The sequence below is a fragment of the Streptomyces sp. NPDC088812 genome (assembly GCF_044750285.1).
GTDB lineage: Bacteria > Actinomycetota > Actinomycetes > Streptomycetales > Streptomycetaceae > Streptomyces.
In genome coordinates this window covers 13,481-34,487 of record NZ_JBIVJP010000019.1, presented here as the reverse complement: position 1 = coordinate 34,487, position 21,007 = coordinate 13,481, and the positions used below count along the sequence as shown (strand labels likewise).

Here is a 21,007-nt window from a genome sequence, read left to right as displayed (position 1 = left end):
GGCGGTGCGGGTCATGGGGGAGGCGTTCCCTTCGCGCGGCATGCGGCGGGCCGGAGTTGCTCACGCGGTGTGGGGGACAGCGGAGGTGACCTTCACGTCGGCGCGGGCGAGGACGTCCGCAAGGTGCTGCTGGACGTCGTGCGCGCTGTCGCCGCTGACGACCGCGTACCCGGCGCGGATGTTGTTCGGCGTGGTGCTGGAGGGGGTGAGGGTGGCGGTGTCACCGACATCGCACAGCCACTGGAAGTGCTCCAGGTGCTGGTCGCTGCCGGGCCGCAGGTCGCGGTGGGTGACGATGCCCTCGGCGGGCGGGTAGATCATGCCGATGGCGGCGCTTCGCTGCCGGGTGGGACGCAGGTTGGGGAGTTCGCCGCAGGCGAGGGCGGCGGCGGCCAGGGGCAGGGAGATCCCGGTCGCCAGGCGTACGAGTTCGCCGATGAGGTCGCCGCCGTGGCGGGCGTTGACCTCGATGACTTTCGGCCCCTCTGGGGTGAGGCGGAGTTCGGTGTGGCTGACGCCGTGGGTGATGCCGAGCGCCTCCAGGGCGGCCGCGGCGACGGGGGCGACCTCGTAAAGGAGCGGGTCGCCGGCGCTGACGCTGTGCCCGGTCTCCAGGAAGTAGGGGGCGAAGCCGACCGCTTTGCGGGTGACGGCCACGGCGCTCGTGACGCCGCGGTGGGTGACGGTCTCCACGGAGATCTCGTCTCCGTGGAGGTACTCCTCCACGAGGACGCCGTCTCCTTCCGGGCCCTGGTAGGCGGCGCCGGCGGAGGCGATGGCCCAGGCTGCGGGCAGATCGGTGATGGTGTCCACGCGGATGACGCCGATGCTGCCGGCGTAGGCGGCGGGCTTGAGGACAACCGGGTAGCCGAGGCGCTCGGCCGCTGAGGCCGCGGCGTCCAGCGAGTGCACCCAGGTGAAGGCGGCGGAGGGGACACCGGCGGCGGCGAAGCGCTGGCGGGAGGTGGCCTTGTCCCGGGCGGCGGCGACGGCCGCGAGAGCGTTGCTGGGCCGGCCGCCGAGGCTGTGGGCGAGCCGGGCGGCGGCCATCAGGTGGAACTCGTCCCAGGTCAGTACGCCGGCGATGGGCCATCGCACGGCGAGGGAGGCGGCGGCGGTGTTCACCGCGATCGGGTCGCTGAGATCGGCGACTTCGTGGTCGATGACGTAGGGCTTCTGCCAGGTCAGGGGCGCGTCGTTGATCAGCAGCAGCGGGTAGTGGGTGGCGGTCTGCTCCAGCAGGTAGCCGCGCATGGGGCGCGGGCCGGAGCCAATGACGAGGAGCATGGGGTGGGACACGGTGAACTCCCGGGAGAGACGGGCGGGGCGGGTTGGAGGCGGGATCAGGCCGTGCGCGGCGCGTCGGCCTGGGCGGCGGCCGGGTGGCCGGTGCCCGCGGGATCGACGGCTGTTCGGCTCGGCGTGTAGGAGGCGCGGTGGAGCCACAGGCACGAGCTGCGCGTCATCGGCGCAGAAACGGCGAAGGAGAGCATGGCGATACCTGCGCGGAAGAGAAGAAGGAGCGGAGGGGAAGGCCGGCGACCACCGAACGAGGGGGCGGTGCCCCGGCAGCACGGGTTGCCGGGGCACCACGGTCAGGGGCGGATCAGTCCAGGCACATGCGGACGTCGCGGTAGACGTACCGGCTGGAGACCCAGCCCTTCTTGCCAGTCGTCCGGTCGGTGATGTACAGCCAGCCCTTGGTCTTCTTGTGCACCGTGAACTTGTGGCTCTTGTAGAGGACGCCGACGGCGGTCGACTTGGTGGTGGCCTTGGAGCGGATGGTCACCGCGCTGGTGTGCACCGTGTACGGCAGCGGCGGCTTGTCGGGGCAGGACCACTAGGTCGACGCCGGGACGGCGTTGACCGGTGCAGCGGTGGCCGCCGGGGCGGACAGCAGCGGCAGGGCGACGGCGGCCGCGGTGGCGGCGAGCACGGCTATACGACGTACAGACATACACAAACCTCCATAAAAGGGGTGCGGTTGGGTAGGGGTGTGCCTAGGCGAGAAGTCAGTGAGCAGGCACTGGACGCAGGTGCCTCACCGTGTCGCCGGGGCCTGGAAGGCGGGCCTGGCCGTGGTCAGGTCACGGTGCTTCTGCCCGGTCGCTCCGGGAGGGAGCGGTCCGGGAGCGCGTCGCGTCGGCGTCGCGCGGTGGTGCTAGAACCAGCTGGCGGCGACCCAGCCCTTCGTGCCGTACGAGCTGGAGGAGAGACTCTTCCCGTAGTACCAGCGGTTGCCGTACTTGTTGACGGCGGAGCACTCCACCCAGAACTCGCCGGCGGAGTCGAGGTGGCCCTTGGACTTGTAGGCCACGCCGGGGCCGGTGCGGATGTTCGGCCACTCCAGGTTGGGGCCCCATACGGAGTGGTTGCGGTCGTTGCGGGTGCACGCGCTGGACCCGACCGCGGACGCGGGCGAGGCCACGGCGGCAACACCGCCGAACAGGAGAGCAGTGGCAGCCGTCGTCATGACGGCATTGCGGATGGCGGATCGCATGAGAAGAAACCTTCGGTTGGAGGTGCTCGTCGAGGCGCGGCCCCCGCCCAGCGCGCGGACGCGCTGGGGATCTGTGGATCAGCCGTGCGAAGCCGGCTGATCGCCCTGACGGGAGCGGCGCCGTGAGTACGTCGAGGCACCCACGGCAGCGAGGCCGACAGCGAGCATTCCGCTTGCGACGACGGCGAGTTCGCCCAGTGACATCCAGGGGCCTTTCGAATCAGGCTTGACTCGGTCTCGGTCTCGGTCTCAGCCGACCGCCGGCTCGTCGACCTCGACCTCGGCTGCCTGCTCCTGCTTGGCCTCGGGGGCCGGGGCCTGAGCCTGCGCCTCCTTGGCCGCCGCCCGTGCCTCGCGGGCGGCGCGCATGGACGCGAACTGGTTGTCCAGCGTCTTGTCGTCGACCTTGAACTCGGAGACCTCGACGGACTTGGTGTTGACCACCAGGCCAGTGCCGCGCGTCGCGGGCATCACGTTGCCCTTGAAGCCGTAGATGGTGCCGACCTCGTTGCCGTCCTTGTTCAGGATCGGCTCGGTGTTCGGACCCGCGGCCTTGATGATCTCCTCCATCTGGCCGGTGGAGTACGGAGCGCCGTTGTTGTAGCGGACCTTGCCGTCCTCACCCTGAACCCGATCGGACTTCAGATGCAGGTTCGTCTGCTCCGGACCGCGCGGATCTCGAGCGTCGATCTGGACGTCGGCGTACTGGGACTTGCCGTCCTTGGTGACGCCGTTCTTGTAGACCTTCGCGATGAGGTTGACTCCGGTCATCGCGCCCTTGCCCTTGAGGAGTGCCATGATCTCTTCCTTCCGCTTGTTCCGACTGCCCTCTGACAAGTCGGCCGCGATCAGTCACGCATCGTCCGGACAAGGCATTAGGTCCCGCCGAACGCTCTTCACGCTAATACTCTCATAGAGCATTCGACAAGACCGGGACTAGTCTTTCTGTTCGCGCTCAAAGTCGGTCGTGATAGGAGGTTGCTGCGAGTCGAATGCCATTTCGGCGTCCGCTGTGGTCACGGCCTGATCGACCTGGGCCTGGACCCGCACGACGAGGTCGGCGTCCAGTGACGAAGCCTTGGACCGCCGCATCCGCTCGGCCTGCTCGCACCCGGCGCGCAGCTCCGCGATCCGGGAGCGCAACACGAGGGTGCCGGTTTCCTCGTCCGTCTGCTGAGGTGTCAGCTCCCGGGAGACCCGTGTCATCACCGCGACATCGTCCACCGGCAGATCGGGAATTGCCTCGGCCTGGCCGGACTGGTCCAGGTAGTCCATCGCCGCCAGCAGCAGCCGCCGGCGGTCTCTGGTCGTCTCGACGAAGGTCTGGTGTGCGTGCGGCCCGATCTCGACGTCGGTGACGAAGTCGTATCCCAGGTGGTGCAGGTCCAGGGCCTTGACCTCGTCGAAGTCATACGCGGCACCGGCGACGATCTTGAAATCCGTGCTGACCGCGTCGCTCGCCGTACTCGCCTGACCCTCGGCGTTCAACCCCACGCGCAGCACCAGGCCGGAGGAAGCGAGATCGGCCCGCAGGCTGTCCAGCTTCTGGTCGTAGGACTGCTTCATCGTCCGGATGCGCGCGTCCAGCACCGCTCGGCCGCGCGTGCCCTCGGTCAGGAGCCTGCCGCCGGGCTGATCGTAGATTGTCCGGCCCAGGTTCTCGGCCTCCTCGGGGTCCTTCATCCGCTGCAGGGAGGCATCCGCGCGCAGCGCCATGAGCGAGAGCAGCCGCTGGCCGTAGGTCGCCACGTCCTGCTGCTGCTCGTACCACTGGCGGGCGTCCCCGGGGAAGGGCAGGAAGTGCCGGTACTTGTTCATCAGCCGCCGGTGGTAGTTCTCCTCGAAGCGGTAGAAGTCGTAGAGCGGGCGCGAGTCCTCGGCGGCGACGCCGGCGTTCTCGGCCTGTTCCCACTGGTGCGTGAGGTCGCGGTAGATCCCGGCCTTCTCCCGGTGATGCTGCAGGCGTGAGGCGTAGCTGCGCAGCCGGAAGCCGAAGGAGACCAAGTCGGCCTCAGCATTGTCGTCTTCGCCCTGCCGGTCCGCGGCGAGCACCGCCATCTGCTGGTAGTCCATCCCCATGACTTCGAGCATCGGCGTGCGCACCCGCAGCTCCGACTCCGGCATGGCCCGCAGCATCTGGTAGATGCCGTTGACGGCGCGCTCCATGATCTGCGTACGTCCCTGCTCGACCAGCTTCTGCCATTCCTCCGTGCTCAGAGACTCTTTCGCACGGCGCTCGTTGGCGTAGTCGACGATGCGTTCCATGGCCTCCGGCATCGGGGACCCGGCACGGTCGAGTTGCTCCTTCACGAGCTCGGTCACCAGTTGGTTCGCCTTGCGCATGCGGGCGTCATTCGAGCCGGCGCGCCACAACGTTCGGTCTGCCGGCAGGCAGGCGAGCAGGAACTGCGGCAGGGACTCGGCGCGGATCCGCTCGTGCGCCCACCGCTTGATGAAGGTGGTGACGTTGCGCCGCTCGTAGCCGACGGCGCTGGAGAGATGAGCCACCGCCTGCTTCTCATCGAGCCAGGCGTCAACACCGCGGCGGAGCCTGGACTTGTGCCGGTCCAGGAGCTTGCCGCGCTGCGTACCGTTCTTCGTCACCTGGCCCCGGCCGCCGTCGACCATGGCCAGGTGGCAGTGCACGTGCTCGGTGTCGACCTGGATGACCCCGACGTAGCGCAGGTCGTCGAAGCCGCTGGTGCCCGAACTCATCCGCTCCAGACCGTGCATGATCGCCATGCGCAGCTTCATCTGGTCGATGTGGCCGCGGTAGTCGCCGCGGGCTTCGCAGTGGAAGTCCTCGTCGACGATCTTGCGCTTACGCAGGTACTCCTCGTCGAAGGACAGCACCGTCTTGAGCGCGGTCTTGCCGTTCTCGAAGTGCCGCTGGATGTCGTGGCCGGCCGCGCGCAGCTGCTCGTCGGAGAGTGAGACCGAGCCGTAGCCGAAGGCCACGCCGCCGTCACCCTGGGCCTGGCGCATCTCATGCTTCGCCGCACTCCGCGAGATGCCGGCGCGCTCGACGGCGGACTCCCGCGCCATGTAGCGCATGATGAAGTCGTCGGTGCGCAGGCGCTGGATCGGAGCCAGCGACTCGGTCGCCTGCTCGCGGGCCATGTACCGGGTGACGTAGTCACCCGGCGTCGCACCGCGCGATCCCCTGCCGCCGGGCAGCGGCACACTGAACTCGTTGACCACGATGATGTCCTGCTTCAGGCCCATCGTCGCTCTCCTTCCTGTCTCGGTACCGATGCACTACGGCCCCGGCTGCTGCTCGCCAGCAACCGGGGCCGCGCTCGTCATGCCTGATCCGTCCTCAGGACCCCAGGCTCTGCTCGCCGTCCTCGCCGAAGTCCAGATCCGCCGCACGCTGGGACACCTGGCGCTTGCGCTCGTCCAGACTCGGAGCGGGCTTGACCTCACGTCGCCGGGACTCCTGCTCCTGCTCCTCCAGCTCCAGGTCGAGATCCAGGTTCAGGTCGCGCTGCGCCTCACGGGCCGGAACCGGGGGAGCGAACGGCGCCTCCTGCTCCTCAGCCGTCTGCAACGCTGCCGCCACGCGTTCCCGGTAGAGGTTCTCCGTGGTGCCCTCGGTGCTCGCGCGCTCGGTCTGGTACTGCTCCCGTTCGGCGGCGATCTCCGCTTCGATCTGCTGCAGACGCGCGCTCATGCCGTCAGCGACCGGCGCTGCCTCAGGCACGGGCGCTCCGACGACCTGCTTGACCTCGGTGTCCAGGCCCAGCTCGTCCTCGGTGAACAGCGAGTTGATCGCGTCCGAACGCGCCTTCAGCCCGCGCGCATCGACTACGGCCTCAGCCCGCGGGACGCCGTCCTTGGAGTGGTCGGCGAAGTAGCCGGCGAGGTCGTAGCCGCTGGACTCGAGATCGATCTCCAGGCCTCCGATGTCGTGGATCTGGGTGAAGACCACGGGCGCATCGTCTTCGGTCTGCGCCCCCGACGGAGCGAGGACAAGCATGTCCGCCGTGGCCGGCAGCTCCCACTCGATCCCGGTGACCTGCTCGGGCACGGCGAAGCCGCTCGTGAAGTAGCCCTTGCTGGCGAGCACGACCAGCTGCTGGTCGTCGAACTCGTAGAAGGCGTCTACCTTCTCGCCCTGGCCGGGGGAGTAGGTCACCTGGGAGATGCCGAACGGCAGGGCCTTGGCCGGGGTGACCGAGCGCAGCTCGCCCGTCATGTGCAGATACGGGCGGTAGTTCTCCTCCTTGCCCCGGTGCTTGAGGTCGAGCGATTCGACCATGACGCCGAGTTCGGCGGTCACCCCCTCCAGCCGGTACGTCTCCACTCCTCGTTCACGCAGGACACGGTGGGCCCATACGTCGTTCATCGTCAGTCCTGCGGTGCGCATCACGTGCTCCTCTTGCGGTTGGTCTTGCTCTGGTTGGTGGTCCTGGTCGTGGACTTCGGTGTGGCGTCGGCGCCGGTCGCCTCGCCCCGGGCGTCCCGGATCTTCGCGATCATCCGCGTTGCCCAGCGCCACATGCCGCGCATCACGACGATCTCGCCCGCGGCGAGCAGTGCGACCAGGAAGAGGAGCGGCATCAGCCACATGGCGATGGCTCCGTCCGCACTGAGCGCACCCCGGGATGCGCCCGACTGCTGGTGCAGCCATGCGCCCAGCAGCGGGATGATGACCGTGGCCGTGATGAACGCCAGCAGGCAGTCGGCGAGAAGGACGATGGCCCGGAAGAAACCCGCCCACACCACGACGGAGAACCTGCCGGCCTCCTTCTTCGGGGCCAGGCGCCGCCATCCCGTGCGCAGCTTCGAGTCCTTCTGCTCCTTCCCGGGCTTCGCCGTGGTCTTCTTCGCCGTCGCGGCCGTGCTCGTCGGGGCGGTCGTCTCGGTTTTCTCCAGGGTCTGGGTCGACATGTTCGTGTCCTTACGTCTCGTCGGGGTCTTCTTAGGTGCGTGCTGAAGCGGTGGGCGCTTCGCTCACCCGGTCGGCTTGGGGGAGGGCTGTTCCTCGCTGGCGGCAGCGAGGGCGTCGCGGGTCTTGCTGGAGGCCCGATAGGCGTCCAGCGACGTCACCGTGCCGTCCTGAGAGGTGGAGTAGGTGAAGACCACGAACTCGCTCTTGGCAGCGCTGTTCTGATCCGGTCCGACGCGGACCGGATCGAGCTGGGCCACCCCGGTGTAGGAGTAGTTCAGGCCCTGCACCCGGCTCACATCGATGTCCAGATCAGCGAGCGTGTACGTCGTCCCAGCGCCCTTCGTGGCTCTGGTCGCCGTCATCCACTCCGGCACGAACTCGGTGAGCACCCGGGACTTGTGGTCGAGGAAGCCGTAGCGCGCGTCGAGCAGTACCTGCTGCTCCTTGACGGTCCGGGTCGACGCCGAGCTGTCGGTGAGGCTGAGCAGGAGGGACCGGCCCGTCGCCCGGTCACGGTTCACCCGCTCGATGTCCATGCCCGGCAGCTGAGCCAGCAGCGCCGTGTGCTGCGTTGCGAGTTTGGCCCAGGCGTCGCCGAGGTTGCCTTCGAGCTTGTGAATAACCGCATCGGCCTGGGTGTCCGACGCGGCCGGGCCGTCGCTGAGCAGGCTGGCTCCGAGCGTGACCACCGAGAGCGCGAGCAGCGCCCCGGTGCCGCTGAGCAGGATCTTCCCGGCGTGCTGGCGCAGCCTGTCCTTGATCTCCTCGTTCACGGTGTCTTCACCTCCTGCTTCAAGGCCTCGCCGGTGGCCGTCGTGCCGGTCTGGATGTTCACGAACGCCTTGCGGACCAGGTCGTAATCGGCGCGGGTCCAGGCCAGCACCGCCGGCCTCTCACCCACACCCGGCCTGGTCTCCATCGCCAGCCAGGTCACCGTGATGGTGCTGTCGTCGTTGACCAGGTAGGGCACCTGGACGACCCACTCAAAGCCGGAGTTGAAGCTCATCGGGATCCCGACGCCGGCCGCCACGTCCTTGTCACCGGCGAGCAGGTACCACGGCCCCAGGTCCGCCTGGTGCACCGAGGGAGCGAAGTAGGGGATGAGGTTGCGCAGCGTCGACTGAGACGTCGCCGTGTCGAGCGTGCCGCCGTCTGCCGCCACGCTGGGCGTCAGGTGGCGGTAGTCGTTCTGCAGCTTCGCGACCTGACCAGCCGCCGTCAGGGCCGCGGGCAGACCACGTTCGGCGTCGTCCGCCTTCGGCAGCGCCGCCGTCTTCGCCTCGGTGATCCTGATCTGCTCCTGCAGAGAGGAGATCTCCGGCGCAGCCGTATCGCTCACCGCGCTCTGACCGCCGGAGAACCCCGCGGAGAGTACGAAGCACAGCAGTGCGCCCACACCCATGCTCACGCCGGCCACGAGGGTGCGCTTGCGCAGGCCGCCCGCGGGCTCCGTCTGCCCAGGAGCGTCCGTGCCCTTCTGCGAGGACGCGGGCGTCGCGACGAAGCGCGTCTTGCGCACTGCGCCCCCACCCGACTCATCGGTCTGTGTCGATTCCATTAGCCCTCAACTCGCCATTCCACTCGAATGTCAAGACAACTCTATCAATGAGGTGAGTTGAAAGGGGGTGTGAGTCATCCGGAATAGCGAGTCTCGCCACTCGCCGGGACACCGGAGAGATTCGAGACCTTGCCCTGGGCGTCGACCGTGACGAAGAGCAGCGCGCGCCGGTGCGCCGTGACGCTGGCTTTGCTCGCCTTGTTCTGGGTCACCGCGTCGGAGGTGACCTCGACGTCGGCCAGGGCGGCGTAGGTGTAGAGGCCCGCCTTGACGTCGACGACCTCGATGTCCGGATCCGCGCCGAGGGCCGAGTTCAGGCCGACCGTGTCGATGTAGTAGTAACGTCGCCCCTGGGAATCCTCGTTGAACCTCGACGGAGGCATGAACGACTTCAGGAACGTCTCGTTCTCGGTGAGGCCGAACCGGCTCTTCAGGCTCTCGCGCGCCGCCTCGTAGCTCTGTCCCGAGTCCCACGTGAAGGCCATCGAAAGCAGCGACTTGATGCGCTCACCCTCGGTGCTCAGCCGGTTCTGGCTGACACCCAGGGCCGCCATCACGTCCGCGTTCACCTGCTCGGCGTTCTTCTTCTGGATGTCTGCCAGCTGTCCCTCGACGTCGTTGATCTGGGCTTCCTGCTCAGCCAGGGCCGCGTGCTGGCCGCTCCAGGTCACACCGGCAGCCGTCGCGACGACCGCGAGGACCGCTGCCGTCACCAGGACCGAGAGGTTGCGCCGGAAGAATCCCTGCCGGGTGGATGCGGCCGTCTGCTCCGTCATCGCTTCCCGCCCTTCTCCTGTGCGCCCGTGCCGCTGAGTTCAGGGACTCCGGACCCGGCCGGCATCTTGATCGCGGGGTTCTCGTACTGCGCACCGGCGGCGGTCACCACGAGCGCCACGTGGCCGAAGGCCCCCGCCGTGGCGTTGCGCACGTAGCGTGCGCTCGCCCAGGCGAGCACCTCGCCGCTCTTCGTGTCCCGGCACAGCCAGACGACCTTCGCCTGGTTCGTCGCGCCCGAGCCGTCCTTCACGCTCAGGTCGGGCATCACCGTCTCGACCTTCCACGCGTACGTGCTCGGGGCAGCTGCGTTCTGGCCGTCGTAGCGGATGTACCAGGCGTGGCGCGGATCGATCTCGGTGGTCGCATCGAACGGCGTCAGCGACGAGGTGCTGTACGCCTCCTTGTCGCTGACCAGGAAGGAGTCCTTGCTGAACAGCGGTGCCATGTCCCGGCGGTGCTTGATGATCTCCAGCGTGGCCTGGTTCGGGGCCCCGTTGTTCGGGCTGGGCTGGACGCCGGCCTGGTGGTACAACGTGGCGAAGGTCTGCTCCCCGGTCGCGACCTTCTGCGCGTCGGCGGCTGCCGCCTCGGTGAGCTTGGACAACTGCGCGCCGGCGTCCGCCTTTACGGGCGTGGACTGGGCATTATCCAGCTGCCCTGTGAGCTGGATGATCTGGGCCTCGTTGTCCGCCGTGCTTGCCTTGAAGCTCTCGCCGGCCACGCCTGTGGCGACGACCAGGGCGAGGATCCCGACCCCCATCACCGCGGTCACGCCGCGCCGGATCAGGCGCGCGTTGCCCTCCGGGCTGCGTGCCTGGACCCGTTCGCGCTGGCGCATCGTCCAGCCCGCGAAGCGCTCTTCGAGCTCAGCTCCGGTGACCTTCTTGCGTGTCTGCGGTGCCGCGGGCTTCTCCTCGGGCATCGACCCGGTCTCCTGCTCGGGGCCCGTGCTCTCGGACTCGTCATGGACTGTCGTCACGGAACACACTCCTCACTCCACGTTGCTCTCATAAACGACTCAAGTCTATCTATAAAGGAATTCGAGGCCGACTCTGAATCCGTTCGATAAAGGCTCCGAAAAGCGGAGCGGCACGCAGGGCCTACGCCGGACATGAAGAAGCCGGTGCCCGGATCACCCGGCACCGGCTTCTCACTCCCAGATCAGATGCAGTGCATCAGACCGTCTTGATCTTGCCGGAGGGGAGCATCGAATCCGACATGTCCACGAACTTCCAGCCCTCGGCCGCCATCCGCGCCGCGCTGTCGACACGGACCCGGCCCATGAAGGCGCAATAGCCGGCCTCGCCGAGGATGACCTTGTCGCCCTGGACGCCGAGCACCACGAGGGTGTGGCCGGCGGGACCGGAGCCCGGGCCGGAACCCACCGAATACGCCGCCGGAATCGAGGACAACTGCTTGCCGGTCTCCCTCGCGATCGTGTATGCCGTCTCCTTGCCGTCACCGGCCGGGTAGGTCTGGAACGTCGTGTACTTGTTCACGAAGTAGGTCGAGAACGACACGCAGTTCTCAGCATGGTTGCTCCCGCACGAGCCAGGACCGCCCTGGTCGCCGTAGCGGTCGTCGAGGAACTTGTCACCCTCCTTGTTGAAGAGGTCGACGAGGGCCTGAGCCTCTTCCTGGGCCATCCCGCCGTCCTTCAATGAGACAGAAGTACCGCCCTTGGTGCTGCAGTTGCCCAGGATCGTGTTGATGCCGTTGACGATGTTCTCGATGATCCCGCCGACGATGTTCTTGACGCCGTCCACGATCGAGTTGTCGACCGACCAGCCGCTCATCTTGCCGAACCACATCTCGGCGTTGTCGCCTCGTGCGGTGAGCCCGGCCGCGTCATCAGCGGAGCGCTCCCACTTCTCGTGGAAGTGCAGCGCCGCAGCACGCGGGGAGCCCTGCGACGTCCTGAGCATGTCCTTGAAGACCGTGACATCGCTCGGATTGTCCCCATCGACGATGAAGGCCAGCTGGGCCTTGATGGTGTACCAGTCGATGTTCTTGCTCTTCGCGTACTGGCGCAGCAACGTGTTGCGGCCGAACGTCCACTGCCCGAGACCGATGCCGTTGTCCGTGTTCTGTGCGGCGCTGGCCTTCCCGGTGGTCATGGCATACGCCCCCGTGGGGAAGTTCTGCACGCTCGTCGGGTCGATCCCGGACTCCTGCGACCAGTTGCCGAGGATGCCCGCGATGTTCTCCTTCGGCATCCCCCAGCTGCTGAGTACTGAGTAGATCTCCTTGGCGTTCTTCTCCACGCCCGCCGGGACGGTGGCCCCGGAACCGTTGCCGACGCTACCCGCGTTGACGACACACGCCGTCCCGTTCGCATTGATGCGGCCCTCGGTCAGCGCAGTCGAGTTGAGGACGCCGGTCAAGACCGTGCCCAGCAGGGCCACGGTGGCGGTCACCGCGACCGCACCCGACATCGCTGCGGCAACTGGGGCCATCGTCGCTGTGACAGTGACGCCCAGGACCGCGCCGGCCCCCTTGGCTATGAAGCTGCCGATCGCCATGAACGGCGCAGCGATCGCATGACCAACCGCCTTGACGATGTTGACGATCAGTGTCCACAGCAGCTTCCCGGCGTTGACGGCCATCGCCATGGCCGCAAAGAACATGGACTTCAGCCAGTTCAGGAAGGCCATGGCCATGACCACGCCCATGGCCGACGGGGCAGCAGCCGCGCCACCGCCGACGGTGACGCCCTTGGCCGCCTTCAAGCCCAGGCCCTCGTCGTCTTTCGACGCACCGCGCTCGTAGCCCGTGCCGCCGGCACCCAGCTCGCGCTGGTCGGCCGGCTTGGCGTCCGGGCTGCCGCCGGTGACCTTGGACACGCCCTTGACCGTGTCCTGGGCCCCCTCGACGCCGACGTTCTTCGCTGCGCCAACGGCGGCTCCCGGAAGCCCGCCAGCCTGTGCGCCGGCCACGGCACCGGAGACGGCAGCTCCTGCGTAACGTCCGGCGTTACGGCGGGTCGCGCTGCTGCCGTCTCCCTCGATCGCCTTCTGGGCCGCACCTCCGGCCATGTTCCCGGCGACGCCGTTCATGCCCTGCTTGATCTCCGACCCGGTACTCGCGGCACCGGCCGCCTTGCCCGCGGTCTCCGCGGTGTCCGGCATCTTCGGCGCAGTGTTCGCCGCGCCAGAAGGACCAGAAGAATCAGCCCCCGGCCCCGGGAGCTGCTTGGGCACGGTGGCCCTGCCTTCGGGAGGCTTCTTGATGTCCTCCTCAGGGCCGAGGCTCTTGGTCCCGCGCCCCTGCCGGGGCATCCCCTGACTCACCGACGTGCTCGGCTGGTCCTTCGTCGTCCCCTTCCTGGGACTCCGATTCGGCTTGTCGGTGGCCATCTCGTTTTCCTTTCAGGCTCAATACCAGGTAGCGGGATGCGTCACTTCATTGCCGCACTCAATGGAAAGTGGTGAGGAAGTCCTTGTCGTCGCGAACGGTGCTGTTGGACTGCACGTCCCGCAGATTCATGTCCAGTCGGAGCAGGTCGAGCGACAGATCAGACTCGTACTGCGACTTGTTCCGGGAGTAGTTCTGATACGCCTGTGAAAGGTTGTTCATGATGTTCATGAGCGGGCGCATCGTCACGTCAGAGGACTGGTAGTCCCTGGTGAGGCTGGTGCCGTCCGAGAGGATCCACTGCATGTCCGAGATCTGCTGGCTCGTCGGATCCGAGCCCTCGTCACGCTTCTTGGTGAAGAACTGGGCGTAGCTCTGACCGGCCGGCACCAGGGTGTCGAGGTAGCCGTCGTAGACGTTACCTGCACGCCAGTTGAGGTCGAAGCCGCCCGGGACGACGTGCTTGGTCTGCAGTGCCAGCGTCGAGACGCCATCTTTGGCCTCGGCCGCGGAGACGCCCGTGATCTTGTCGGTGGCGATCGAGACCGGAACGGTCGGCGGACGCAGGAACAGGCCGTCGATCTTCGTCGTCTGCAGGTCGGAGGTGTACGACTGAATCTGCGTCAGGTTCGTGCGCATCTCGACGAGCTTCTGGTCCAGGGCGTCCCTGGCCTCGGCCTCCTTCTCCTTGAGCGCGACCTCGTAGTAGGCCTGCGCCGGGTCGAAGGTCAGGGCGTCGAGCGCCGCGATCTTCTGGACTCCGGATGCGCCGGGGTTGAAGAAGACCCGCCACTGGTCGTACTTGGAGAAGGTCTCGTCGCCGGCCAGCTTGCCGCTGCTCTGCGTCTGCTCCGCTCCGGGCGTGGTGAGCTCGGCGTTCGCACGGACCGTCAGGTTCAACACCTGGCGGTCGAAGGGGCGGTCGGCGTTCAGGAGGACCCCGATGTAGCCGGTTGAGCCGAAGGCGTAGAAGGAGCCCTTGATCCCGCTGGTGCTGACCGGCTCGCTGTTCAGCGAGGTGTCCGACCCGAGCAGGAACGCCCTGTAGTCCGCGGCGTTGTACGAGATCTGAGCGGTCGGACTGAAGTGCATCATCACGAGCGCCTTGTTGCCGCTCTTGTTGGTGTAGATCCCGTCGACGGTGCCGTCGAGATTCGTCTTCGACGTCTTGAAGTCGCTGGTGTACAGCGCCGTCTGCGACAGCGAGTCACGCTCCGTCTGGTACGCCGAGGCCCCCGATGCGCTGATCACGATCGCGCCCGTGACCGCGAAGATGCCGAAGAACACCCCAAAACGCTCGATCGCGTGGTGCGAGTCGAGCTTGAACTTCCTGCTGAAGGCCAGTGCCTTGTCCTTGATCCCCATGTTCTGCTCTCTTTCGTGCTGCGGGCCCGGATACGGCGAACCGGGCCGGAGGAGGCCTTGCACCTCAACCGACCCGGTTCGCTCGACGCCTCTGTCCCCGGTCGTGTGCACGGTCTGTGACGGCCTCTTACTTGGAAGGGCCGCTCAGGAACCCGCTGAACTGATCGACGGTCTGGACGATCACCGTGCCGCCGCCGAGGTCCGTGATGGTCTGCTGGCCGCCGGAACCGACCGTCGAGATCAGCGACCACCCGCCAGTGCCCAGGGCTCCGCCGACGAGAATGAGGAGCGCGACTGTGCCCCAGCCCTGCTGCTGACCCGCGGACTGCGGGTTGGCCATCAGCTTCTTGATCAGGAGCACGCCGCCCCAGACCAGGCCGACAGCACCGAGCAGCATGAGCAGAAGACCGCCCCAGAGTTGGATCTGGGACTTGGCGTTCTGCAGGAAGCTGGTCAGGTCCCAGGCTGCGCTCGGCAGGGAGGCCTGTGTGAGGACGGCTGCCTCGTAGATCTTTGTCACGTTCTTTCCTCTCGCCTTTCGCATCATTCGGTTGCATGACAGTGAGTCACAAGGCGGCCCACCCGGACGGGTAGTGATAGAAGCCGGCGTGATCGGTGGCGTGCTGTCGGATCACCCCGCTGGCTCGTATGCGCGCGCATCAGCAGTGGCTAATCTATCCCATTGGGATGGCTATTGATAGAGGTGTGCGACAGAGTCAATCAATAGGGAGCTGAAAGGGACTCGGAAGCGAGGCTGATCGGCGCCGCGACGCGCGACCGCAGGGCCGTGGCGGACGCCTGTGGAATCCGCAGCGCCAGATGTGTAATGTGCCGCTCCAGCACCGCCGTGACGCTGGCCTGCTCGATCTCGAGGCGGGCCCCCCTTGCACACCCCGTCGATCGCGATCTCGACCAGGAAGAACCAAACCGCCATGAACCCGCTGCCTGGGGACCTTTTCGCCCGCCGACTTCGTCAAGAACGCGAACGCCTCGGCATCAGCCAGGCAGAGCTAGCACGCCGTATGGCCGCACTGCTCGGCACGAACGTCGACTCCACCGCCATCACACGCATCGAGCAGCAGACCCGCGCGGTCAGGCTCGACGAGGCGGTCACCGCTGCCAAGGCTCTCGGAGTCCCCCTGATCACACTGGTCAGCGACAACTACGCTCGCGAAAACGAAGCCGAGATCCAGAACCTGCTCGCCGAGCTCGCCCTCGCCGAGCAGGAATGGGAGAGGCTGCGCCAGAAGATCCACCGGATCACCCAGACCATCCAGCAGCTCTCCGCCGAGCAGGAGGCCTTCCGCTCTCACGCGCTGGACGTCAACCCTGAAACCGCTGGCAACTACGAGCTCGACCCTGAAACGCAGGCCGCTCTCGACGCCCGGATGCGTGACGTCCGCAACAAGTCGGCCCGAGAGGTCACAGACCCAGGCGCATGACGCTGTTGCGGGCGGCCGGGTCGAACTCCCGGTCGTAGACGTTCACCGTCTCGGCTTCCGTCACCGGTCAGCCCGCATGATCGCCTCGGTCCTCGCGCCGTACCGCCTTGCCAGAGTGACGTGACTAACTCGCAGACTGTGGGAGCTGTACGCCGACGGATCCATCCTCAAGGACCTCCCCCATGCCCGTGTGCAGCGCGTCGCCGCGCACACTCATCTCGTGAACTCGGGCGTCCCCTCTATTGAGGTACGTCGCCCCCCAGCGTGGAGAACGGACGAGGCCAGGTGCTAGCTCGATGAGTCTCGCGCCGCGTCAACGCCGCCCAGCATGCTCGTCGAGCCGATACGCGAGAGTGCCATCCTCACCCGTCGGCGCTCTCGCGCATCGCCCCTGAAGAGGAGGAGCGGATCTTCGCCTGGGGCGACGAAATCAACACCCACATCGCCAAACTCCTCCAAAAGCACGAATAGAGTCGCACCCATGGGAACAGACTGGGAGAGCATCCTCGGGGCAAGTGGCGCAGACCTCGCTGATGCATATGACAGAGTCGCTTCCGAAGCCGTCTACGACGACGAGGACCTCGGGGACGACGGGCCGGCGCTACCCTTCGATGAGGACTGATCGACGTCCCCCTCGAGTGACCGGCCCTGCCTATGCTCGCCTGTCCTGCCGGCGGCACACCAAGGCCGCCCGCCCGCGCAGACCCCCAAGGTCGCCAGCGCTGTGACGATCACCCGGCTCTACCCCCGAGACGATGGGCGAGGCAAACGGCCGGGATCACGCCGCACGCATGATGCCCCACCACGGCTTGCCGATATGGAAGCTGGGTGGAGCTCCACCCAGCTTCCGGTGCGTCGACGGGCAAGCCACCCGGCCGGTCAGAGCCCTTCTCCCGGGCCTTGTGCAGCTGGGCGTCGAAGTGCGCCTCCCAGATCTCACTGGCCTTGAAGAGGTCCGCGTTGCCGACGACCGACATGAGGTCGTAGTGCTCCGTCGCCTCGTGCACGGCGGAGCCGCCCACGGACCACAGGGGAGGCCTCTTGGGCGCCTTGGCGATGTACTTCAGGAAGATTGTTCAATGGCCTTGAAGTTCTCCCCGTAGGCGGCCAGGAGTTCTCCCCGCTGGCGGCCTGAGGATCTCCCCAACGGCGGCCAGTTATCTCCCCGCCGTGGGTGGTGTCGTGGTCAGCTGAAGGGCTTGACGCCCTGGCCGGAGGTGGCCTGGGCGAGCCGGAAGCTGTCACCCTGGGTGACGACGATGTGGGCGTGGTGCATGAGCCGGTCGACGGTGGCGGTGGCCAGGGTCTTCGGCATGATCTCGTCGAACCCGGAGGGGTGCAGGTTGCTGCTGACCGCGATTGCGCGCCGTTCGTAGGCGGCGTCGACCAGCCGGTAGAAGCCTTCGGCGGCGTCGGGGCTGACCGGGAGGAGGCCGATGTCATCAATCTATGCGGATATCGGCATAGGTTGATCTATGCCGAGACCGCGACTATGCCGACAATCCGCTGGCGAGGGTTGCGTCCTCGCCTGTCTGGCCTGCGTTTGAGACGTCGAGATGGAAGGGCGATCCGTTGGCGAGTGGCGTCCATCCCTGCGCGAGGGCGGTCCGGATGGCCTGGGCGACATCAGCGGGAACGACCGGCTTGGTCGTCAGACCGAACCAGTTCTCGGGGTGGTGCCAGCCGGTCTCGACGACGAGAACGGTTCCCGGGACGGTGGCGTCCTCGACCGCGAACGTCAGCGGACCCCACCCGTTTGACTGGCAGTAGGTCGGCTTGTGGCGGACGCGCCAGCGGTAGGTGACGCCGTCCACGACGATGCGCCGGGAACCCTTCTTGACCAGCGCCACCGTCTGCTCCTTCGACTGCCCGTAGTGTCGCTCCGACACTCCCAGCCCGCCCTCGGGGAAGCAAACCATTTGAGTTTCCTCGGCATAGTCACAAGCGGTCGAGGAAGGCCAAGACCTTGTCGGTGGGCCGGTAGCGGCCCGGCCGGGTGGTGACCGGTGCGGTCAGCGCGAGTGCCTTCTCCTTGATGGTCATGTCGGCGTGGACGTAGGCGTCGGTGGAGCGGACGCCGGCGTGGCCGAGCCAGAGCGCGATGACTGTGGTGTCGACGCCGGCCTGCAGCAGCGACATCGCGCAATATGCCGCAGGACGTGCGGGTGGATGCTCTTGTTCAGGAGGGACGGGCAGGCTCGCGCGGCAGCCTGCGCGTGAATGCTCAGACGCTGTGCAACGGCGTCGCGACTGAGGCGCCGCCCGGCCCGGGTGCAGAACAGAGGGTCGCCGCGACGTCCGACGCGCTCGTTCAGCCAGGAGCCCAGCAGGCTCTGGATGGGGCGGTCGAGCGGGACGGTGCGCTGTTTGCGCCCTTTCCCCTCGCAGCGGACGGCGGCGCAGTCGCCGAGGGTGATGTCGTCGCAGTTCAAGCTGGTGAGTTCGGAGACGCGCAGGCCGGTCTGGACGGCCAGCGCCAGCATGGCCTTGTCCCGTCGTCCTTCCCAGCGTTTCGGGTCCGGTGCCGCCAGCAGGGCGTCGACCTCGCCGGCGGTCAGGAACGTGACGGTCCTCTTGTCGAACCGCTTGGGCGGGATGTCGAGGACCCGCTGGATGAGGAGGGCGTGTTCGGGGTGCTGGAGGGCGGCGTAGGAGAACAGGGACCGGATCGCCGTCAGGCGGACGTTGCGGGTCCGAGTGCTGTTGCCGCGCTCGTCCTCCAGATGGTTCAAGAACGCAGAGATGACGTCCGCGTTCAGGTCGTTCCAGTCCAATTTCGCCGGAGTGGTCCCGGTCCGCTGCTGGACGAAGCCGAGCAGAAGGCGGAGCGCGTCGCGGTAGGCAGCGATCGTGCGGGGACTGGCCTGGCGCTGGCGGGCGAGCCGTTCGGTGAAGAACGCCTGGAGCGTGGGTGCGATCAGGGTCATGAGCGGGGCGCCTTCCGGAGGCCGTCGCGGCGGGCGGCGGCCAGGGCGAGCAGTTCCGGCGCCGCCGACAAATACCAGTAGGTGCAGGCCGGTTCGCGGTGTCCCATGTAAGTCGACAGCGATGGGATCCTCGCCTGGATGTTGGCTCCGGTGCGATACCAGTGCAACAGGGTGCGGACGGCGAAGGTGTGCCGCAGTTCGTGCAGCCGGGGTGGGTGTGGGGCGTCGAGGCCGACAGCGGCGGTGTCGACCAGGGCCCGGAACACCGGATGCACGCAGGCATAGATGAGCCGCTTGCCGGTGAGGGAGATGAAGAACGCGGGGTCCTTGACTGTCGGCGTACGGACTTTTCTGGCCCCGGCAAGATTTCCGTGAAGCAGGCGCATGCCACCGTGCGCCGGTGACGCTCCGTCACGGGTAGCGGCGTCGGAGCAGGGCCATGAGGATGACGCGGTGGCGGAGCAGCGGGACCCCCGCGCGTCCGGCCATGATCCGCTTCTGGAGCTTCAGATCGGTGATGCGGCCTTCGTTGACTCCCGAGTTGAACCGGGTGGTGATGCCCTGCACGACTGCGGGCTGGTCCTCACGGATGGCTTTGGCCAGGCTGGCCAGGGCCGGGAGGCCGGCGGTCGTGAGTTGCTCCAGCCAGTCCGGCAGCGGGGCGGCGTCACGGGTGTCGAGCATGGCAGCGAACTGACGCACCAGATCGTGGGCGCGGTTCAGTTCTGGGCAGTGCTCGAACAGCCGCGGGAGTGCCTCGGCTGCGCGCAGGCTGCGGCGGGATGGCGCGGTCGTGATCCAGCGCGCGACTTCGCGGGGCGAAGGCGGCCGCTCGCGCGGCGTGTTGATCGGCAGGCCACGGCGTAGCGGTGCGATGGCCATCTTGACCCGTTGGTAGTGGCCGCTGTAGCCCTTGGCGGCGATCTCCTGGTGCAGCACCGTCGCGGTGTGCTCGCCTTCCTCCCACCGCTGCCGAAGGTAGTCCAGGTATGGATCGAGGCCGGCGGGTCGGCGGGGCCGGGTGCGCCGTACGCAATCCTGCCAGGTGGCGGCCCGGGCGTACTTGGCCACGGTGCGCCGGTTCAAGCCCAGCTCACGGGCTGCCGCGCTGAGCGAGCAACCGGTGTCGGTCACCGCGTGCACCGCCTCGAACAACCGCTGCGCATGGCGCCGGGCTGGGGTGTCGGCCTGGTGAAACGGTCCCGCTGCGTTCGCTGGTGGCGGTGCCGGGTCAGGCTCGGGTACTGCCACAACCAGGCAGCCGCGGTGCGTGGCGGCGATATCCCCGATCCGTTTCGACAACCCCTGCCACAGATGGAAGCGGTCGCTGACCTGCACCGCGGCCGGGGCGCCGTCGGTGATGCCCTGGCGGTAGACCAGCGAGCCGTCCCGGCAGACCACCTCAACACCGGGATGCGTCCGCAGCCAGGCAGCCAGTTGCTCGGCGTCGCGCCCGGCCCACAGCTCGATCGGCAGCCGGGTGTCGGCGTCCACCAGCAGGGTTCCGTAGACGTCCGCATACAGCGCGAAGTCGTCCACGCCCAGCACCCGCGGGGTCGCTGCCGGGGGAAGCGGCAAGCGCATCAAGTGGAACAGCACGCTGGTCCGCGACAGGGGCACCTTCAGGATCTGCAGCAGACGGGCGCCGCCCCGGCCGGCGAGTAGCACCCCTGCCATCTCCACCAGGTGCTGCAGCAAAGGGCTGCGACGCTGATAGCGCACCGTCAACCCCTCGACCTGCTCGGCAAACGTCCGCCGGCCGCAGCCCGGGCTGTCACAGAACAACCGCCGCACCGACAGCCCAATCAGCACCGGGCGCCCACCAGCAGCGACATCGGCCAGCGTGCGGTCATAGCGACTGTGCACCCGCGCAGAACCGCGACCGCAGTCCGGACACGCCACCGTCAACTCGCGGGTGCAGGCCGCGATGCGGACCACACCGCCCGCCACCCACACTCGTTCCACCCGCACCGCGTCCAGGTGCGGAGACAAGATCCGTACTAGGTCATCACACTCGCTGACAGTGCTGCTACCCGCGACGGAGCGTCACCGGCGCACGGTGGCATGCGCCTGCTTCACGGAAATCTTGCCGGGGCCACTTTTCTCCCCAGTTGCGTACGGACGAACGTCCCCAGCTCTGACCGCAGGCAGCGGCAGCACGGCAGAGGATCTCGGTTGAGATCGATGCCC

Annotated in this window: 21 protein-coding genes and 2 pseudogenes; 2 read left to right on the top strand and 21 right to left on the bottom strand. The window is 67.4% G+C overall.

What is annotated here, in order from left to right; all coding sequences use genetic code 11:
- Window positions 1-60 precede the first annotated feature (60 nt).
- The 15 genes and pseudogenes from ACIP67_RS29505 to ACIP67_RS29435 all read right to left on the bottom strand — a co-directional run bounded on the left by ACIP67_RS29505 (window position 61) and on the right by ACIP67_RS29435 (window position 14,968).
- Window positions 61-1,287: an ATP-grasp domain-containing protein gene (locus tag ACIP67_RS29505; RefSeq protein WP_401695915.1), complete on the bottom strand. Its 1,227-nt coding sequence runs from the start codon at window positions 1,285-1,287 to the stop codon at window positions 61-63.
- A gap of 56 nt (window positions 1,288-1,343) precedes the next feature.
- On the bottom strand, window positions 1,344-1,466 hold the full coding sequence (locus ACIP67_RS29500) for a hypothetical protein (RefSeq protein WP_401695914.1): 123 nt from the start codon (window positions 1,464-1,466) through the stop codon (window positions 1,344-1,346).
- Between the two features lie 140 nt (window positions 1,467-1,606).
- A pseudogene (locus tag ACIP67_RS29495) lies at window positions 1,607-1,957 on the bottom strand (SH3 domain-containing protein).
- Between the two features lie 204 nt (window positions 1,958-2,161).
- Entirely contained in the window at window positions 2,162-2,500 is a 339-nt protein-coding gene (locus ACIP67_RS29490) for a hypothetical protein (RefSeq protein WP_401695913.1), read from the bottom strand.
- Window positions 2,501-2,749: 249 nt separating this feature from the next.
- Window positions 2,750-3,298 (bottom strand): hypothetical protein, encoded by a 549-nt coding sequence (locus tag ACIP67_RS29485; protein WP_401695911.1) that lies wholly within the window; start codon window positions 3,296-3,298, stop codon window positions 2,750-2,752.
- Between the two features lie 138 nt (window positions 3,299-3,436).
- Window positions 3,437-5,725, bottom strand: a complete 2,289-nt coding sequence (gene mobL, locus ACIP67_RS29480; RefSeq protein ID WP_401695910.1) for a relaxase MobL — start codon at window positions 5,723-5,725, stop codon at window positions 3,437-3,439.
- A gap of 94 nt (window positions 5,726-5,819) precedes the next feature.
- Entirely contained in the window at window positions 5,820-6,869 is a 1,050-nt protein-coding gene (locus tag ACIP67_RS29475) for a hypothetical protein (RefSeq protein WP_401695909.1), read from the bottom strand.
- Window positions 6,869-7,393 (bottom strand): hypothetical protein, encoded by a 525-nt coding sequence (locus ACIP67_RS29470; RefSeq protein ID WP_401695908.1) that lies wholly within the window; start codon window positions 7,391-7,393, stop codon window positions 6,869-6,871. The genes ACIP67_RS29475 and ACIP67_RS29470 overlap by 1 nt, the downstream gene beginning before the upstream one ends.
- Before the next feature lie 63 nt (window positions 7,394-7,456).
- The gene (locus ACIP67_RS29465; RefSeq protein ID WP_401695907.1) at window positions 7,457-8,167 is read right to left on the bottom strand and encodes a hypothetical protein; all 711 of its coding nucleotides are present in this window, start codon (window positions 8,165-8,167) and stop codon (window positions 7,457-7,459) included.
- The gene (locus tag ACIP67_RS29460) at window positions 8,164-8,913 is read right to left on the bottom strand and encodes a hypothetical protein (protein ID WP_401695906.1); all 750 of its coding nucleotides are present in this window, start codon (window positions 8,911-8,913) and stop codon (window positions 8,164-8,166) included. Before ACIP67_RS29460 ends, ACIP67_RS29465 begins: the two co-directional genes overlap by 4 nt.
- A 113-nt stretch (window positions 8,914-9,026) precedes the next feature.
- On the bottom strand, window positions 9,027-9,728 hold the full coding sequence (locus tag ACIP67_RS29455) for a hypothetical protein (RefSeq protein ID WP_401695905.1): 702 nt from the start codon (window positions 9,726-9,728) through the stop codon (window positions 9,027-9,029).
- Window positions 9,725-10,708 carry a hypothetical protein gene (locus tag ACIP67_RS29450; RefSeq protein WP_401695904.1) on the bottom strand — a complete coding sequence of 328 codons (984 nt, stop codon included), beginning with the start codon at window positions 10,706-10,708 and terminating at the stop codon, window positions 9,725-9,727. The genes ACIP67_RS29455 and ACIP67_RS29450 overlap by 4 nt, the downstream gene beginning before the upstream one ends.
- 196 nt (window positions 10,709-10,904) lie before the next feature.
- Window positions 10,905-13,085, bottom strand: a complete 2,181-nt coding sequence (locus ACIP67_RS29445) for a phage tail tip lysozyme (RefSeq protein WP_401695903.1) — start codon at window positions 13,083-13,085, stop codon at window positions 10,905-10,907.
- A gap of 58 nt (window positions 13,086-13,143) precedes the next feature.
- Window positions 13,144-14,448, bottom strand: coding sequence for a hypothetical protein (locus ACIP67_RS29440; RefSeq protein WP_401695902.1), 1,305 nt, complete (start codon window positions 14,446-14,448; stop codon window positions 13,144-13,146).
- Between the two features lie 127 nt (window positions 14,449-14,575).
- On the bottom strand, window positions 14,576-14,968 hold the full coding sequence (locus ACIP67_RS29435) for a hypothetical protein (protein ID WP_401695900.1): 393 nt from the start codon (window positions 14,966-14,968) through the stop codon (window positions 14,576-14,578).
- A 412-nt stretch (window positions 14,969-15,380) separates the two neighbouring features.
- On the opposite strand from ACIP67_RS29435, the gene ACIP67_RS29430 reads away from it, so the two are divergent.
- Both ACIP67_RS29430 and ACIP67_RS29425 read left to right on the top strand, forming a co-directional pair.
- Window positions 15,381-15,890 (top strand): helix-turn-helix domain-containing protein, encoded by a 510-nt coding sequence (locus ACIP67_RS29430; RefSeq protein WP_401695899.1) that lies wholly within the window; start codon window positions 15,381-15,383, stop codon window positions 15,888-15,890.
- A gap of 481 nt (window positions 15,891-16,371) precedes the next feature.
- Window positions 16,372-16,512 (top strand): hypothetical protein, encoded by a 141-nt coding sequence (locus ACIP67_RS29425; protein ID WP_401695898.1) that lies wholly within the window; start codon window positions 16,372-16,374, stop codon window positions 16,510-16,512.
- 109 nt (window positions 16,513-16,621) lie between these two features.
- Here ACIP67_RS29425 and ACIP67_RS29420 read toward each other — a convergent pair whose 3' ends face one another.
- From ACIP67_RS29420 to ACIP67_RS29395, 6 genes and pseudogenes are all read right to left on the bottom strand, one after another.
- On the bottom strand, window positions 16,622-16,912 hold the full coding sequence (locus ACIP67_RS29420; protein WP_401695897.1) for a hypothetical protein: 291 nt from the start codon (window positions 16,910-16,912) through the stop codon (window positions 16,622-16,624).
- Between the two features lie 164 nt (window positions 16,913-17,076).
- Window positions 17,077-17,337, bottom strand: a pseudogene (locus ACIP67_RS29415) (ATP-binding protein); the annotation flags it as partial.
- A gap of 43 nt (window positions 17,338-17,380) precedes the next feature.
- On the bottom strand, window positions 17,381-17,809 hold the full coding sequence (locus ACIP67_RS29410; RefSeq protein ID WP_401695896.1) for a hypothetical protein: 429 nt from the start codon (window positions 17,807-17,809) through the stop codon (window positions 17,381-17,383).
- A gap of 120 nt (window positions 17,810-17,929) precedes the next feature.
- Entirely contained in the window at window positions 17,930-18,817 is an 888-nt protein-coding gene (locus ACIP67_RS29405; protein WP_401695895.1) for a tyrosine-type recombinase/integrase, read from the bottom strand.
- Entirely contained in the window at window positions 18,814-19,203 is a 390-nt protein-coding gene (locus ACIP67_RS29400; RefSeq protein WP_401695894.1) for a hypothetical protein, read from the bottom strand. Before ACIP67_RS29400 ends, ACIP67_RS29405 begins: the two co-directional genes overlap by 4 nt.
- A 25-nt stretch (window positions 19,204-19,228) precedes the next feature.
- Window positions 19,229-20,809 carry an ISL3 family transposase gene (locus ACIP67_RS29395; RefSeq protein WP_401695893.1) on the bottom strand — a complete coding sequence of 527 codons (1,581 nt, stop codon included), beginning with the start codon at window positions 20,807-20,809 and terminating at the stop codon, window positions 19,229-19,231.
- Window positions 20,810-21,007: the final 198 nt, after the last annotated feature.